Raw genomic sequence first — 14,193 nt, forward strand, 5'->3', positions numbered from 1 at the left:
CACCATTTTACTTGTGGTGACAGTCTTGTTAGCAGTTAAGAAGTATAAATCCTTTCTTATTGCATAAGTGCAACTAAGGCTTGACGATAAGCCTAGTTTTCTAATATTATCCTCGCATTCCTCCACGGTAAACATTTCGATGTGTAAATGTATAAATGGTTAGATAAATTGAAATAAACAACATTGGCAATGTAATAAATAGTGGAATCAACTGCATGAGTCCGAGAATATTTACGAAAATGACAACAACCGTTGTGATTAAAAAAATAAGTGGGAGAAGTTCCTGCAAGTTATCCACTCCAATCATTAGTATGTTAGTAAATCATATGTGACAAAAAATTGAATTAGAAGTGTGACATTTTTGTGAAAAGGTTCACCTGCGATTGATAAAAGCACATGCTATTGATAACATAATAAATGTGAGATGAATCACAAACAAAAACCCCTTTTGTTTGATTATGAAACTTTCTCCCATCCCCCCTTTGTTAATATAAAGGTCGGAGACTTTTAAGGATATACGCTGCCCCGTATATCCTTTTTTCTTTTCTTGGCAGTTAAGAATGAGATGGTTGCAGAATGCGCAGCCGCCAGCTGTCATGAAAAAAATTTGTAATCGGCTCACCAATATCAAGAGAACCCTATAAAAAAAGACAAAAAAATACACAAAGCACAACACAATGCTTTGCGTATTATTCATCATTATATCTCCAGAATGTTCCGTATTTCACGGGAATCTTTTCTACTGATCGTCTTAACAGTAATTTCTTCATTTCTTTTTCTGTCTTAGCTGTTGTCCAGTCATATACTACCGAAATTTCTTTGTTGCCGACAACACCATAATTTTTAAGGAAGTTTTCCAATGGTGGTTTGCTTGAAGGTACTGGATCCTTCTGTAGAATCTGTTTCAGTACCTGAACATAAATATCATATGGATAAAGGCCGGAAATTTTAATTCCTTCTTCTTCAGAAACCTGATTAAAGAACACAATCGTCGGGATATAATCTACTTCCATTTCCTTTGTCAGCTTTAAATCACACTGAAATGCCTTCTTAGCTGACGTCGAATATAAATCATCTCTAAATTCCTCAATATCAAGGTTAGATTGTTTTGCGCATTCCATCAATACTGCTTCATCGGAGATGTTCTGCTTTTTTAGAAAAACATTTTCCTGTATTTTTCGCAAAAAGATTCGACCCGCTTTTTTTCCTTGCAGTTCTGCTGCTTTTATAGCAAGTGATGCAATCCATGGGGATGAAACAGGATTCTCAATCCATAAATCACCATCACAGCTCATCCCCGTGCGATTAGCTGTTTTTTCCCAGATATCCCGTAATCGTTTTGGTTTATCAAATTTATCTTTATTAAGTGTATTTAAATGCCCGCTGATAATTGGGCGTATAGTGAAAAATCGCCCATATTCTATAGATAACTTCTTTAAATAAGGTTCTAACGACCAGCATTCAGGGCAGAGCGGGTCTACAAAAACATAAATTTCAATTGGTTTTTTTACAAAATCGAAGTAGCTATATTTTGCCGATGTGTTTGTACTTTTTGAGCTCATTAGCCCAGATTGACTCCAACTCACATCGATTCTCCTTTCTGTTATTCCGGTGTATTCATCATATGGTGTGCGGTCATGGTCAGTTTTTCAAATATAGCTGTTTTATATGGTTCATCAATTTCTGCATCTTTTAGTGCTGCATTCATACATTCCAACCAGGCGTCTTTTCGTTCCGGTGTAATTTCAAAAGGTAAATGACGTCTGCGCAGCATTGGATTACCGCGTTCTTCTGAATATAGTCTCGGTCCACCAAAAAATTGTGTTAAAAACATTCTTTGTTTTCGGGCAGTTTCCGTTAAATCGTCTGGAAAAATTGGAATCAGCTTTGGATGATTGCCCACTCGTTTATAAAAATTTGTCACTAATTTATCAATCGAATCAAAGCCGCCAATTGCTTCGAACATTGTTCCAAGTTTGGTCATACAGATATTCTCTCCTACTATGTTTGTTTTAATTGTAGCAACGTAAAAATTCTAGAGCAACTAATCTGATTTATAAAACAGGTTAATTTCTGTCGTTTTTCGTCTTGGAGGTGAAGAAACGCTGTATCTTATTAGGTGTTTGGCGTCGTTTAATGTTAAATTTATCCAAAACATCCTGCATCGTTTTAAGACCAATTTCCTCGGAAGCAGCTTCTAATTCCATTTCATAGTCAGATGTGTCACCATATGTACTGTAGTCAAGCACCAATAACACGTCATGATAATTTAGTTCACGTCGTTCAGTTGTCAAGCTTCCTAAGTATTTTAAATCATTTAGATTAATACCTTTATTTTCCAACTGCTTTGATGTGTATTCTTTTCCAATGAATTCTTCGTTTATCCATTGGTTAGCTTCCTGTTTTGTTAACGTATCATGTGTTTCAAGCAGTCCAGTATCATGTGGTTCTTTTAATGTTAGTGTAAATGTGTTATTTTTTTCTCTGATCCTTAATGCACAACCATTTTTTTTAAGAGAAAAGTCAGCAGTTTCAAAATAATGATTTGTTTGTGTTTCGGCATCACTTGGGAAAGGCAAACTATATAAGACGCGATCAAACTCGTCTTTTGTTAATAAATTTTTATATTCGATTTCAATTTCCTGTGCCAATTGGAAACCTCCGTTATAATTATTAATAGAAGTTTAAAAAGTAAGCGACCAAAAGTAACCTGTCACTTTCACTTTTGTTAATTATGGCGAATGATATACGAATATGCAAAGATTATCCATTTTCGTATAGTATGATAAAATGAGATAAAAGATGATATAGGGTGGTGTGAGAATGAATTGGGATGTAATACTTGCCCCTTATTCACAAGCAGTGGAAGAATTAAAAGTAAAACTGAAAGGAATTCGTGCACAATTTGAACACGAATCAAGACATTCGCCAATCGAGTTTATAACAGGACGGGTAAAACCAGTTCCTAGTATTTTGGAAAAGGCGGATAGTAGAGAAATACCACTGGATCAAGTTGAACAGGAGCTGCAGGATATTGCAGGTGTTCGAGTTGTTTGCCAGTTTGTTGATGATATTTATACAATTGTTAATATGATCAAATCACGTGAAGATTTAACGATTATTGAGGAAAAAGATTATGTGTCAAGAAAGAAGGAAAGTGGCTATAGATCATATCATATGATTATTGAGTATCCAGTTGAAACGATACATGGCGTTAAGATGGTTCTAGCTGAGATTCAGATTCGCACATTAGCCATGAATTTCTGGGCCACAAATGAACATTCATTAAACTACAAGTATAAAGGAAGCATTCCGACAAACATTAAATCAAGACTGCAACGAGCGTCGGAAGCAGCATTCAAATTGGATGAAGAAATGTCGATTATTAAAAATGAAGTGCAAGAAGCACAACGTATATTCCATCGAAAGTAAGGAGAGAGCTGACTGTGAAATTTGCGATAGTATCAAAAGGCGATGAAAGATCAAACAAAATTAAAGCGACCATGAGACAATACTTAACTGATTTTGATCTGGAATATGATGAAGATGATCCTGGGCTAGTCATTTCGGTGGGCGGCGACGGCACGTTCCTCGAGGCTTTTCATCGCTATGTTAATTGTATTGATTCCACTGCATTTATTGGCGTACATACAGGTCATTTAGGTTTCTATGCGGATTGGGTGCCGGATGAGGTTGAAAAATTAATAATTGAAATCGCCAAAACTCCTTTCCAGGTTGTCGAATATCCGTTATTAGAAGTAATTATTCGTGGTCAAAACGGAGGAAAAGAGGACCGTTTTCTCGCTTTAAATGAAGCAACAATAAAAACAACAGAAGGGTCAGTTGTGTTTGATGTGGAGATAAAAGGTGACCACTTCGAAACATTCCGTGGTGATGGTTTATGTATCTCAACCCCTTCAGGCAGTACAGCGTATAATAAGGCATTAGGCGGCGGAATCATTCATCCATCACTTGAAGCGATTCAGCTTACTGAAATGGCATCGATTAACAATCGTGTTTTCCGTACGATTGGCTCACCATTAATTTTACCAAAACACCACACATGCCTTTTGAAACCTATCGTGGACCGCAGCTTTTTAATCACCATCGATCATTTTACGCAAAACTATACAAATGTAAAATCAATTCAATGCCGTGTGGCAAAAGAGCGCGTCAGATTTGCAAGATTCAGACCATTTCCATTCTGGGATAGAGTACGCGATTCATTTGTTGCAGATGATGATAAGGAATTTTAGTAATAAGGTAAAATGTGTGGAAGGTGAAGCGTGTTGAAGTGGATAATTGAAAATGAACATCAAGGACTGATTATTCGTGAATATTTACAGCGGGTACAAGCTTTCTCCAGAAATGTCATTAAAGCAATCGTTCATGATGGTGGGGAAATCAGTGTGAATGGGTCACCCAAAACAGTTCGCTACCAATTAGCAGTTGGTGATGAGCTTTCTGTAACATTTCCAAAAGAGAAAAAGGGTCCTTTTATGATACCTGAAGAAATGCCGCTTTCGATTGTTTATGAGGACGAGGATGTATTAATTATTAATAAGCAGGCAAACATTGCGACAATACCATCCAGTATTCACCCTTCTGGAACTATTGCGAATGGGGTTCTTTTCTACTATGAAAACCACGATTTACCGTACACGGTTCACATTGTTACACGCCTTGACAGGGACACTTCAGGGCTAATGCTTATTGCTAAACACCGTTACAGTCACTCGATTTTGGCAGCAGAACAGAAGGCAGGCAACGTAAACCGACGCTACCATGCAATAATAGAAGGTCATTTACTACATAAAAAAGGAACCATCGATGCTCCGATTGGACGCAAAGATGGTTCGATTATTGAACGAACAGTAACAGCTTCAGGAAAACCAGCTATAACGCATTATAACGTTTTGGAAGAGTCTGTAGTCCATTCATTGCTGGATGTTCATCTGGAGACAGGGAGGACGCATCAAATACGCGTGCATTTTTCTAATTTAGGCAATCCGATAGCAGGGGATGACCTGTATGGTGCTTCCACTGAGACGATTAACCGTCAGGCACTGCATTGTTATCAGCTTTCCTTTATGCATCCATTAACAAAAGAAATCATGCATTTTACGATACCGACAGCTCATGATATGGCCGAATTGATTCACTCATAGGAATGAAACTTTTCCTCAATAAATGGCTGTTTTGATGGTACAGAAACAGTTTCTTCCTCAGGTAACCGAAAAGCAGTCAGTGAATTTCCAAATACACATCCAGTATCAATGTTAATCGTATTGTTAATGATACGCGGTTTTATAATCGGTGTATGGCCATAAACAATCCAGTTACTTCCTAAATAATCCTGGGCCCAATCACGTCTGATCGGACGGCCATCTTCGTCAAATTCGCCCGTAATATCACCATATAGGACAAAGGTTTTTACCCGTTTATCCGTTCGTCCTATATAAGCTTCTTTAATTCCGGCATGAGCCACAATTGCATTTACTTCCGGTAACGTCAGATATAATGGAGCATTTTCATATAACGCAATGAACTGTTGTTTAACCGCATGCTGTTCAGTTTTGGCTAATGAAATATATTCCGATACTGTTGTTTCCAGGCCATAACGCTGTTTGACATTATTTCCTAAAAAGTAACGATATAATTTATTGCAGTGGTTGCCCGGAACATAGTAGGCTTTCTTGTGTTCGATAACCATGTCATATACAAGCTTAATTAACGCTATAGAATGAGAACCCCGATCAGTAATGTCCCCTAAAAATACTGGGATTCTGCCGTCAGGGTGTACAAAAATATGCTGCTCGTATTTGTACCCTAATACATGGAAGAGTTCTTGAAGCTCTTCCATACATCCATGTACATCACCGATAACGTCTATGCTCATTATTCTTTCCACCTAGCCTCGCTAAACATATATTCTTTCGTTCTCGAATGGACATTAAGAACAATACCGATTGCCAGCATGTAAGTAATTGTTGAACTGCCACCGTAACTTATGAAGGGAAGTGGAAGTCCCGTGATAGGCAGCAGCTGGATGGACATTCCGATATTCTGGAAAATCTGATAGGCAAACATCCCAATCAACCCTGTTACAAGATAACTGCCATACGTATCATTACTTAACAATGCAATGTGAATCAGACGATAAACCAATAAGAAAAACAACATGACAACAAGACTTGCGCCGACAAAGCCAAATTGCTCTGAGATTGCCGTGAAAATCATGTCGGTATGGCGTTCCGGTACATAAACCTCCATATTACCAATACCTTTTCCAAATAACTGACCTGACCCGATTGCCATCATAGCCAGAATCAGCTGGTAGCCTGCATCATAATTCTGCTGCGGGTTTAACCAGCCATAGAACCTGCTTGATACGTGATCAAATACGGATTCTTCCAGAAAGTCAGCAATTGGACCCGGAAATAAATACCACGCGGCAATGGCCAGCAGGACAATATCGATGACGATAAAAGCTATTGAGAAGAGAATTCGCCACTTAATTCCTGACACGAGAATCATAAAGCCAGTTATCGCTATCAGTACTAACAACCCACCCAAATCCGGCTGTACTGCTAATAAAGCCATTGGGGGTGCGGATATTAGAAGTATTTTTGCCAGCAGACCCAAATCACTTTTAATTGTCTTATCAAAATAATTACTGTTATGACGAACCATCACATGTGCAAGTGTCATAACTAGGATAATCTTCATAAACTCCCCAGGTTGGATTGTACCTATTACAGGAAATTTAAACCAACTGACAGCCCCATTTGCTTGATGAACAATACCAGCTGGAAAACCAAGAAAAAGCATAAATAGTGAAGTTAAGCCAACTCCATATAAAATCCATGTAATCTGGTGAAAACGATCATAATCAATTAACATAATTATAAAAATTACGATTCCGCCTGTTACGAGCCATAAAGCCTGTTTAAGCAGAAAGTTGGAACCGTCATATTTTTTAGGTAAACCTGGTTCGATTGTATATAAAGTAAAAAGGCTTACTAAACCTAAAAGGATTAGGATGAACACTAATGTATAATCAATATTAATATTTTTCATATAATAACCATGCTCTCTGTATAGATCTTGTTTGTATCTTTAATAATTTTACACGAAAATGATAAATAAATTAAGACCTCATTTCAAAAAGGAGTTTTCTATTAGAATGGCATAGCTGTATTTATGCAGTATGAAAGCATTTATACTTTCATAGCTTAGCAATCTTATAATTTACAAATAGCCCAAACTATTTGTAAATGCACTAGAAGTATAAAATGCATAATAAGTGAAAACTCGGAATGTGGTCCTGACAATTAGTCGAAGTGGATCCTCATTCCGTTAAATTGCAAAAAGGTGCTCTCGGAAGGGGCGAGACGGATCCTCGTTCCGCTAAAAGCAGAAAATCAGCCAAATTTGAGGCGCAAATGACAAATAGCGGAACGAGGATCCGAACCCAAGCTTAAAACGAGGGTTTTAAAGGAAATAACGGAATGAGGATCCGCCAAAGCGGTAAACCGGATCCTCATTCCATTAAAAATAGATTCTTCAAAGCAGGGGCGAAATTTACGCTAATTGATTTCTAATGATAGTAGCATTTTACTCTCCTAAAACTGAATACGTTATAATAAACTGTTACCCTGTTTATTTCAACCACGCATCTTAAAAGCAACAAAATTACAAGCGCCTTTCAATAAGACGTGTATGAGGAGTTGATTTCAGAATGTCTTTTTCCATGCTATAATTATTGCAGAACAAAGCTAGCAGAAGGAAGTGATCATGTGGAAAATATAGATAACCAATTGCAAACCTTTATAAAAAATGAACAAACAGAAGCATTCCGAGATGAATTTCTTGATTTACATCCATATGATCAAGCCGTGTTTTTTATGGAACAGCCAGAAGATATCCGATTACGAATTTACATGTATCTGTCCCCTGAAGAAACAGCAGAATTTATGGAAAACATCGACCTTGACGATATTGAACCGTTTTTCATGGAAATGGATCCACGTTTTGCTGCAATGGTATTTGCTGACATGTCAACAGATGACGCGGTTGATATTTTAAATGAGCTGGAGAAAGATGCTGTTGTCAGTTTTCTCACCATAATGGATAAAAAAGCTTCCGATGAAATTAAACAGCTCCTGCATTATGAGGAGAAAACTGCCGGCAGTATTATGACTACTGAGTTTGTGGCGATATATCAAACTAGGACTGCGAAGGAAACGATGCAGTATTTAAAGGCTGAAGCACCAGAGGCAGAAACAATTTATTATTTGTATGTAGTTGATGAGGACAAGAAGCTTGTTGGGGTTCTATCGTTACGTGATCTGATTATAGCAGAAGATGATACACTGATTTCTGATTTGATGAGTGAAAAGATTGTCTCCGTATCTGTTGCAAAAGATCAGGAAGAAATTGCCCAAATGATGCGTGATTATGACTTCCTCGCTTTACCAGTTGTTGATTTTCAAAATCATTTATTAGGGATTATTACTGTCGATGACATTTTGGATGTTATGGATGAGGAAGCAAGTGATGACTACTCTAAACTGGCTGGAGTAACTGATATCGATCGGCCAAACGATAATGCGTTTGTCTCGGCAAAAAAACGCCTGCCATGGCTTGTCATATTATCATTTTTGGGAATGCTGACAGCGAGTCTGATTGGACAGTTTGAAAGTACACTTGATGAAGTGGCAGTTCTGGCAATTTTTATACCGTTAATTGCTGGAATGGCCGGAAATACGGGAACACAGGCACTTGCTGTTGCCGTTCGTGGACTTGCAAACGGTGATTATGGCAAACAGGGAAAGATGAAGCTTGTATTACGGGAAGCAGGTACAGGTTTAATTACTGGAACTGTCTGTGGTATAGTGATTACCATTATGATTTTCCTGTGGCAAGGTCAATTTTTCCTTGGACTATTGGTGGGCTTATCGATTATGGCAACGCTGATTGTGGCGACGTTGGCAGGATCACTTGTCCCAATTTTGATGGATCGGCTGAATATTGATCCGGCTGTTGCATCTGGACCATTTATTACAACAATAAATGATATTATTTCAATTCTTATCTATTTTGGGATGGCGACAGTATTTATGAGCTTTTTGGTATAGGCGAAATACACATATTCGAAACTGGGTTCATATAATGGTCTGACTAATGGAATACAAAGGAGAGAATGCATGATGGGAGAAAAAAAGTTTGCCAAAAGCCCATTACTCTATATTCATCAACCTTCAATAGGAACCCCAAAAGCTCCAATGCAACATCAATACACAACACCGAAAAAAGCACCTGCTGAACAGACGGTGACTCAGGAAACGAAAAGTGTACAGACGCGACCCCTAAAACGGGATAATTTTAGTAAGAAAAGTGAAAGTAAAGCAGAAGATACAAATGAAGAAGCAGATGAGAGTGATGAAAGTTCGGACCAGGAACGGAAAAAATTTAAGGATATGACATTAAATGAGCGAATTGACTATTTTGTTAATCCACCAAAGCATGTTCCTGCAATGAAATGTGAGGTTAAAACAGAAGAACGAAATTATCGCGGTACCATTGTTGATTTTAAGGAAGAGAATGTTATCATGCGTGTCGGCAGAAGAACTTCCACAACAGAAATTCCCTTCAATTCGATTAATGATATTCGTCTTATTGGTTTTTAAAAAAAAGAAAGTGCGCCACATTATGCTGGCGCACTTTTAGTTTTTGATTAGTTAAAAGCTGAGACTGCAGGAAGGCATGTTATATGACAGAAGCAATTTAAGTCAACTGTCATGCAAATTCCTGTAGCACGTAAAGGATTTGTATCCTGATCTACTGGGTCCTTTGGATTGTCGTCATTATCATCCGGGTCTCTTAATAATTCAACTACAGCACAGCAGTCATCCATCACACGTTTAACGCGGAAGTAGAAGCTAGCCTGAACATCCCCGATATCATCTGGATGAGCACCGAAGCCTTTAAAAGGTTTACAACTATCTTTACAGTATAATATTACCGGTACTGTGTCTAATCCATTCCCATTGTCTGTTTCCCCTAGCAAATCGCTGATGGAACGTTCGCAGCTCGTGTCACAGCAATTCTCTACAACATCGTTTTGTGCATCAACTATTTCTCTTAAAATATCGCATACACAGCTACCTGTATCAAAGTCTTTTCCACAACCCATGAATTATATCTCCTTCCTAAATGTTATTGACTTGTTGTCTTTAATAGGATATGTGTTAATAGGTATATGGTGTGGGCATTCGTCAGCATTATAGAGATATTTATAACAGAAATTCTTTTTAACTTGGGGCATTTGTCTATACCCATTGAAAAAAGATACATAGACTAATAGCGACCATGAATCTCAAAAGGAGTGTTAATGAAATGTCTGATAACAGAAAAGTCATTCATGTCAAGGACCTAGTAATAAAAGCAGATAATGTGTACTTTGATCGACCTGATCGCCGTCGAAGAGATCCTTTTTTCGGAGGTAGAGATGATGATGATGAGCGTGTAGAAGGTGCAGAAGATACAAGACACGACGATCGTGATGATGAAAGCTCAAGTTCCGATTCCGATGATAACCAAAATCGTGGACCATTTTCCTGGATATAATAAGCAGAAGGATGCAGACAGCTTTGGTTAGCTGTCTTTTTCTTTAGCAGTTAATCCTATCTTACTGCACAAATGCAACTTAGGAACTCCACAGTGTAAGGTTTTTAAGAAAGCAATCAGAATTCCTTTTACGTATGCTAAGTCTTCTTAAGGAGTGAGTGAATGCGAGAGAAGCGTGATATTCGATTGCTTAGGCAGTTGAAGATAATCGAAAAGCATTTAGCTAAAAATGAAAAGTGGTTCCAATATCCGGAGAAGAAAATGCATGTTTTTGAAAAGGAGATGGATACCTGGAATAAGGAGTTTTTGCAAGGAGTAGCTGATTTTGAAAAAATAATGCATGAATTTGAAAAAAGAATGGAATAATTTCCACTAAAAAAGGGTATTGTTAGTTAGGTACCGAATATATTATGAATTAAGTGGTGTTCCTGGCTGTTAAAAAAGTAAAATACATCTTCGTAAAAATTTCTTTATTATACGTTTAATTATAATAGAAGGTGGAGGGGGATGTTCACGGTGGGCTATATTTTACCGATAAATCATTATCAGTATAAAGATTACCAGCAGCGTGTAACAGAAGATAAACAGGATCCTTATTACATCGAGAAACCGTACAAAGCAATTTTAGAAGCAAAACACCAGGATTTAGCCAGACAGGAAGGGCGAGTAGAAGCAACCAGGGAATCCAGTTATAAGTTATCTGCTGTAAAAACGCCATCAGCCGAGAAAATACATGCAGATGTAACCGGAAAAGGCCGTTATTTTAGTGATAGTATATGAAAACAAAGAGCCCTTGCCAATGGTGGAAGGGCTCAATATTATGTCTGAAATAAGCTATGTTTCTTTCTCAGTAAACTGCAGGACAAATAATTCGTTGTTCCCTTCATTCCACTCTGCATAAAATACTTCCTTTACCGAATTGAAATTCTGCTTGGTTAATTCCTGTTCCAGCCATTCTTCCGATAAATTCGATTCTCTCAAATTATCCCACAGGACTTCTCCATCATTAATTAGTGTAGTTGGCAGCCTGACAGGTTTAGGGGCAATATTAAAATCCTGTTTCGTCGTTGTCTGGTGAACGGGTTTTTTCATTACGGAAACCGTACCATCTGTTTCCAGGATTGCATATTCCACTTCCGAAATGGAGAATGCATCTTTTGCCCTTAATAGGTGCTGTAGTTGGTTAATATCCAATTTATTTTTCTTCATTTCTTCCTTTATTAATTTTCCTTTATGAATAACAATTGCAGGATTTCCCTCAAGCAGGGAACGGGATCCTTTATATTTTTGCGTAATAATTTCTGTCACGTATAAAACAGCTCCGGCTACTAATACTGCAAAGGAAATTTCAATTATTCCCGCCTGGTCATCAAAAATAGCATTTCCCACAAGTTCACCCAAAACCAATGCTGCAATAAAGTCAAATGCAGTCAGTTGTATTATTTGTGTTTTACCTAGGACCTTAGTTAATACAAACAAGGCGAAAAAGCCAAACAATGTTTCACTAAGTATGGGCAATAAGTTTTCCATTTAAGCTCCCCCTCACAGCACATTCATCATTTAGGATATCCGAAAAGGGAGTTAGCATACATTGAAAAAGCGACAGTCTGGTTTAAAACACAAACTGTCGCTTTTTAACTTAATTCTTTTGTCATTGCTACATGCGGGATGCCAGCATCCATGAATTCACCGGAGATCACCTTGTATCCAAGACGCTGGTAGAAATCAATCGCATGGGTTTGAGCATTCAATTTAGCTTTCGCGTAGCCTTCATTTTTGATAATAGCTTCCATTGACTCAATCATTTGTGCGCCATTGGATTTACCGCGCTGATCCTTAAGCACACAAATGCGCTCTAACTTGCCGTAGTTGTCTACAAAACGTACCCGACTTGCTGCGATAGGTTTGTCAGTATCGTAGCCAATCAAATGAATGGATTGCTCGTCAAACGCATCCAGCTCTTCTTCGGGTGGTACATTTTGTTCATCAACAAAGACTGCTGTTCGTACGTTATATGCCTGCTGCCTCTGGTCATTTGTCTCAACTACTTCTATTCTCACACTTTTTCCTTCCCGAAAACAAACGATTCATATACTGTCCATGTTCCGTTTTCCAATTGATAGAGAAGCTGGAAACGATCTATCGTATCCTCAAATTGAATGTCTTTCATTTGCATGCTGCCAAACACATCGGAATACTCGTCCTGGGAAAGCTTCTGAGCAATCGTAATATGCGGTACGAAATTGTACTCCATATTTTCAGGAAACTTGCCTGTTTGCATTTTTTCAAATAAATCCAGCAGCTGCTGCGTTGGTTCGACCTTCAGATAAATTGTGTTTGTCACCGGTGCAAACGTACTTACTTTGTTGATTTGCAGCTTAAACGGTTCTGCGTCGTTTGCGATGTACTTTAATTCGGTAACAAGTTCATCGATGGTTTCATCATCCGCTTCAAACGCTTCCTTAAGTGTAAGGTGTGGTGGAACAAGTGCGTAATGCGGGTCATAACGTTTTCGGTAAGAGTTGATATCATCTTGGATTGGCTTTGATGGAAAAATTGCTATACCATATTTTGTCATAAGAATGAATCCTCCTTTTAATTTTAGAAAACTTACGGTTTGATGCCTTCGTTGTACTTTTGCAGTAGGGTAATCATTATACTCCAGACTGCTAAAAGTTCCTTATTAAATTTTGGTCTATCTTCTATTATAACAAAAAATTACTTCGTGTAGGAAAAAGATTTTCAGAAATTAGTAAATATTTAGCCGAAAAGCGTTGATAGTGCTCGTTTCATATCTTTTTGCCAATATTTCCACGTGTGTTCTCCAGCCTCTAGTTCATGGTACGTATAGCTCATGCCTTTGCTCTGAAGTAGTTCGTTTAGCTCACGGTTTGGTGTTATAAAATCAGCTTGTTTTCCGTCTGTTGTATCTACCGCTGTTTCAGCTGTACCAATCGTATGATAAATATCGATGGAGTGCGAGTTTTTTGCGTTTTTAACGGCTTCTGTAACAGTGTGATCAACATATGGCGATTGCATAATTACTTTGCCAAATGTGTTTGGATACTTCAATGCTGTCATCAGAGCTAACGTTCCAGCTAGCGAATCTCCCATTAATGCACGGGATTGGCCCATATGATAAGTAGGGAGCAGGTTATCAAGGAATGGAACTGCTTCGTGTACGAGAAATTTGATATAGGCCTGCTGCTGTTCACCTGTTGGGTGATATTTTTTTCTGCGGTCATATTTATCCTGATAATGAATACCAACAAAAACCGTATTATTAATTTCTTCACTGGCATGGAGTTTATCACTCAATGTAGCAATGCGGCCAAGCTGATAGTAATCATCTCCATCCTGCATGATACAAATGTGATATTTGTAAAGAGGAGAAAACGATTCCGGCTGGTAAAGTTTAAGTGTCATTGTCTCATTCAGATAGTTGCTTTCAATTTCTTTGTCGACCATTGTTCCTTTTCGTCCGATGGTATCCACCTCATTTGAATGTGTCTTTTTAAATAAATGCAGTTCACAAATAGTCTAGTTCACAAATAGTCTATC

Annotated in this window: 19 protein-coding genes; 8 read left to right on the top strand and 11 right to left on the bottom strand. The window is 37.9% G+C overall.

Annotated elements, in window-relative coordinates; translation table 11 throughout:
• Nucleotides 1-106: 106 nt before the first annotated feature.
• The 4 genes from ACTWQM_RS06405 to ACTWQM_RS06420 all read right to left on the bottom strand — a co-directional run bounded on the left by ACTWQM_RS06405 (nt 107) and on the right by ACTWQM_RS06420 (nt 2,651).
• Nucleotides 107-289, bottom strand: coding sequence for a hypothetical protein (locus tag ACTWQM_RS06405; protein ID WP_443257350.1), 183 nt, complete (start codon nt 287-289; stop codon nt 107-109).
• Nucleotides 290-689: 400 nt separating this feature from the next.
• Nucleotides 690-1,586: a ClpXP adapter SpxH family protein gene (locus ACTWQM_RS06410; protein ID WP_443257351.1), complete on the bottom strand. Its 897-nt coding sequence runs from the start codon at nt 1,584-1,586 to the stop codon at nt 690-692.
• Nucleotides 1,587-1,603: 17 nt separating this feature from the next.
• Nucleotides 1,604-1,984: a globin domain-containing protein gene (locus ACTWQM_RS06415; protein ID WP_443257352.1), complete on the bottom strand. Its 381-nt coding sequence runs from the start codon at nt 1,982-1,984 to the stop codon at nt 1,604-1,606.
• Between the two features lie 82 nt (nt 1,985-2,066).
• Complete coding sequence (locus ACTWQM_RS06420) at nt 2,067-2,651, bottom strand: CYTH domain-containing protein (protein ID WP_443257353.1); 585 nt, start codon at nt 2,649-2,651, stop codon at nt 2,067-2,069.
• A 172-nt stretch (nt 2,652-2,823) separates the two neighbouring features.
• On the opposite strand from ACTWQM_RS06420, the gene ACTWQM_RS06425 reads away from it, so the two are divergent.
• Genes ACTWQM_RS06425 through ACTWQM_RS06435 form a run of 3 tightly spaced genes read left to right on the top strand, consistent with a single transcriptional unit; the run spans nt 2,824 to nt 5,168 of the window.
• Complete coding sequence (locus ACTWQM_RS06425; protein ID WP_443257354.1) at nt 2,824-3,432, top strand: GTP pyrophosphokinase; 609 nt, start codon at nt 2,824-2,826, stop codon at nt 3,430-3,432.
• A 14-nt stretch (nt 3,433-3,446) separates the two neighbouring features.
• Nucleotides 3,447-4,256 (top strand): NAD kinase, encoded by an 810-nt coding sequence (locus ACTWQM_RS06430; protein ID WP_443257355.1) that lies wholly within the window; start codon nt 3,447-3,449, stop codon nt 4,254-4,256.
• A gap of 33 nt (nt 4,257-4,289) precedes the next feature.
• Nucleotides 4,290-5,168 carry an RluA family pseudouridine synthase gene (locus ACTWQM_RS06435; RefSeq protein WP_443257481.1) on the top strand — a complete coding sequence of 293 codons (879 nt, stop codon included), beginning with the start codon at nt 4,290-4,292 and terminating at the stop codon, nt 5,166-5,168.
• On the opposite strand, the gene prpE is transcribed toward ACTWQM_RS06435, so the two are convergent.
• A complete protein-coding gene (gene prpE, locus ACTWQM_RS06440) occupies nt 5,159-5,899 on the bottom strand; it encodes a bis(5'-nucleosyl)-tetraphosphatase PrpE (RefSeq protein ID WP_443257356.1) in 741 nt (246 codons plus the stop codon). The genes ACTWQM_RS06435 and prpE overlap by 10 nt on opposite strands.
• Complete coding sequence (locus tag ACTWQM_RS06445) at nt 5,899-7,080, bottom strand: FtsW/RodA/SpoVE family cell cycle protein (protein ID WP_443257357.1); 1,182 nt, start codon at nt 7,078-7,080, stop codon at nt 5,899-5,901. Before ACTWQM_RS06445 ends, prpE begins: the two co-directional genes overlap by 1 nt.
• Nucleotides 7,081-7,799: 719 nt before the next feature.
• Between ACTWQM_RS06445 and mgtE the strand changes: the two genes are divergently transcribed.
• Both mgtE and ACTWQM_RS06455 read left to right on the top strand, forming a co-directional pair.
• The gene (gene mgtE, locus ACTWQM_RS06450; RefSeq protein WP_443257358.1) at nt 7,800-9,140 is read left to right on the top strand and encodes a magnesium transporter; all 1,341 of its coding nucleotides are present in this window, start codon (nt 7,800-7,802) and stop codon (nt 9,138-9,140) included.
• A 72-nt stretch (nt 9,141-9,212) separates the two neighbouring features.
• Nucleotides 9,213-9,692 (top strand): CotO family spore coat protein, encoded by a 480-nt coding sequence (locus ACTWQM_RS06455; RefSeq protein WP_443257359.1) that lies wholly within the window; start codon nt 9,213-9,215, stop codon nt 9,690-9,692.
• Nucleotides 9,693-9,739: 47 nt separating this feature from the next.
• On the opposite strand, the gene ACTWQM_RS06460 is transcribed toward ACTWQM_RS06455, so the two are convergent.
• Nucleotides 9,740-10,198 carry a CotY/CotZ family spore coat protein gene (locus tag ACTWQM_RS06460; RefSeq protein ID WP_443257360.1) on the bottom strand — a complete coding sequence of 153 codons (459 nt, stop codon included), beginning with the start codon at nt 10,196-10,198 and terminating at the stop codon, nt 9,740-9,742.
• Nucleotides 10,199-10,401: 203 nt separating this feature from the next.
• Here ACTWQM_RS06460 and ACTWQM_RS06465 point away from each other — a divergent pair, with 203 nt between their 5' ends.
• The 3 genes from ACTWQM_RS06465 (at nt 10,402) to ACTWQM_RS06475 (ending at nt 11,412) form a co-directional block, all read left to right on the top strand.
• Nucleotides 10,402-10,632 (top strand): hypothetical protein, encoded by a 231-nt coding sequence (locus tag ACTWQM_RS06465; protein ID WP_443257361.1) that lies wholly within the window; start codon nt 10,402-10,404, stop codon nt 10,630-10,632.
• 162 nt (nt 10,633-10,794) lie between these two features.
• On the top strand, nt 10,795-10,998 hold the full coding sequence (locus tag ACTWQM_RS06470; RefSeq protein ID WP_443257362.1) for a hypothetical protein: 204 nt from the start codon (nt 10,795-10,797) through the stop codon (nt 10,996-10,998).
• Nucleotides 10,999-11,148: 150 nt separating this feature from the next.
• On the top strand, nt 11,149-11,412 hold the full coding sequence (locus ACTWQM_RS06475) for a hypothetical protein (protein WP_443257363.1): 264 nt from the start codon (nt 11,149-11,151) through the stop codon (nt 11,410-11,412).
• A 54-nt stretch (nt 11,413-11,466) separates the two neighbouring features.
• On the opposite strand, the gene ACTWQM_RS06480 is transcribed toward ACTWQM_RS06475, so the two are convergent.
• The 4 genes from ACTWQM_RS06480 to ACTWQM_RS06495 form a co-directional block, all read right to left on the bottom strand.
• Nucleotides 11,467-12,162 carry a DUF421 domain-containing protein gene (locus ACTWQM_RS06480; RefSeq protein WP_443257364.1) on the bottom strand — a complete coding sequence of 232 codons (696 nt, stop codon included), beginning with the start codon at nt 12,160-12,162 and terminating at the stop codon, nt 11,467-11,469.
• Between the two features lie 104 nt (nt 12,163-12,266).
• On the bottom strand, nt 12,267-12,692 hold the full coding sequence (locus tag ACTWQM_RS06485; protein WP_443257365.1) for a GNAT family N-acetyltransferase: 426 nt from the start codon (nt 12,690-12,692) through the stop codon (nt 12,267-12,269).
• Complete coding sequence (locus ACTWQM_RS06490; RefSeq protein ID WP_443257366.1) at nt 12,689-13,210, bottom strand: YjcG family protein; 522 nt, start codon at nt 13,208-13,210, stop codon at nt 12,689-12,691. Before ACTWQM_RS06490 ends, ACTWQM_RS06485 begins: the two co-directional genes overlap by 4 nt.
• Before the next feature lie 182 nt (nt 13,211-13,392).
• A complete protein-coding gene (locus ACTWQM_RS06495) occupies nt 13,393-14,118 on the bottom strand; it encodes an alpha/beta hydrolase (protein WP_443257482.1) in 726 nt (241 codons plus the stop codon).
• Between the last annotated feature and the right edge of the window lie 75 nt (nt 14,119-14,193).

It is taken from the genome of Virgibacillus sp. L01, from assembly GCF_052246775.1.
GTDB lineage: Bacteria > Bacillota > Bacilli > Bacillales > Amphibacillaceae > Lentibacillus.

What these genes read in the sequence shown, in the direction of transcription:
- ACTWQM_RS06425 (WP_443257354.1), top strand. Translation starts at nt 2,824, where the DNA reads ATGAATTGGGATGTAATACTTGCCCCTTATTCACAAGCAGTGGAAGAA.
- ACTWQM_RS06470 (WP_443257362.1), top strand. Translation starts at nt 10,795, where the DNA reads ATGCGAGAGAAGCGTGATATTCGATTGCTTAGGCAGTTGAAGATAATC.
- ACTWQM_RS06445 (WP_443257357.1), bottom strand. Translation starts at nt 7,080, where the DNA reads ATGAAAAATATTAATATTGATTATACATTAGTGTTCATCCTAATCCTT.
- prpE (WP_443257356.1), bottom strand. Translation starts at nt 5,899, where the DNA reads ATGAGCATAGACGTTATCGGTGATGTACATGGATGTATGGAAGAGCTT.
- ACTWQM_RS06490 (WP_443257366.1), bottom strand. Translation starts at nt 13,210, where the DNA reads ATGACAAAATATGGTATAGCAATTTTTCCATCAAAGCCAATCCAAGAT.
- ACTWQM_RS06455 (WP_443257359.1), top strand. Translation starts at nt 9,213, where the DNA reads ATGGGAGAAAAAAAGTTTGCCAAAAGCCCATTACTCTATATTCATCAA.
- ACTWQM_RS06460 (WP_443257360.1), bottom strand. Translation starts at nt 10,198, where the DNA reads ATGGGTTGTGGAAAAGACTTTGATACAGGTAGCTGTGTATGCGATATT.
- ACTWQM_RS06480 (WP_443257364.1), bottom strand. Translation starts at nt 12,162, where the DNA reads ATGGAAAACTTATTGCCCATACTTAGTGAAACATTGTTTGGCTTTTTC.
- ACTWQM_RS06415 (WP_443257352.1), bottom strand. Translation starts at nt 1,984, where the DNA reads ATGACCAAACTTGGAACAATGTTCGAAGCAATTGGCGGCTTTGATTCG.
- ACTWQM_RS06465 (WP_443257361.1), top strand. Translation starts at nt 10,402, where the DNA reads ATGTCTGATAACAGAAAAGTCATTCATGTCAAGGACCTAGTAATAAAA.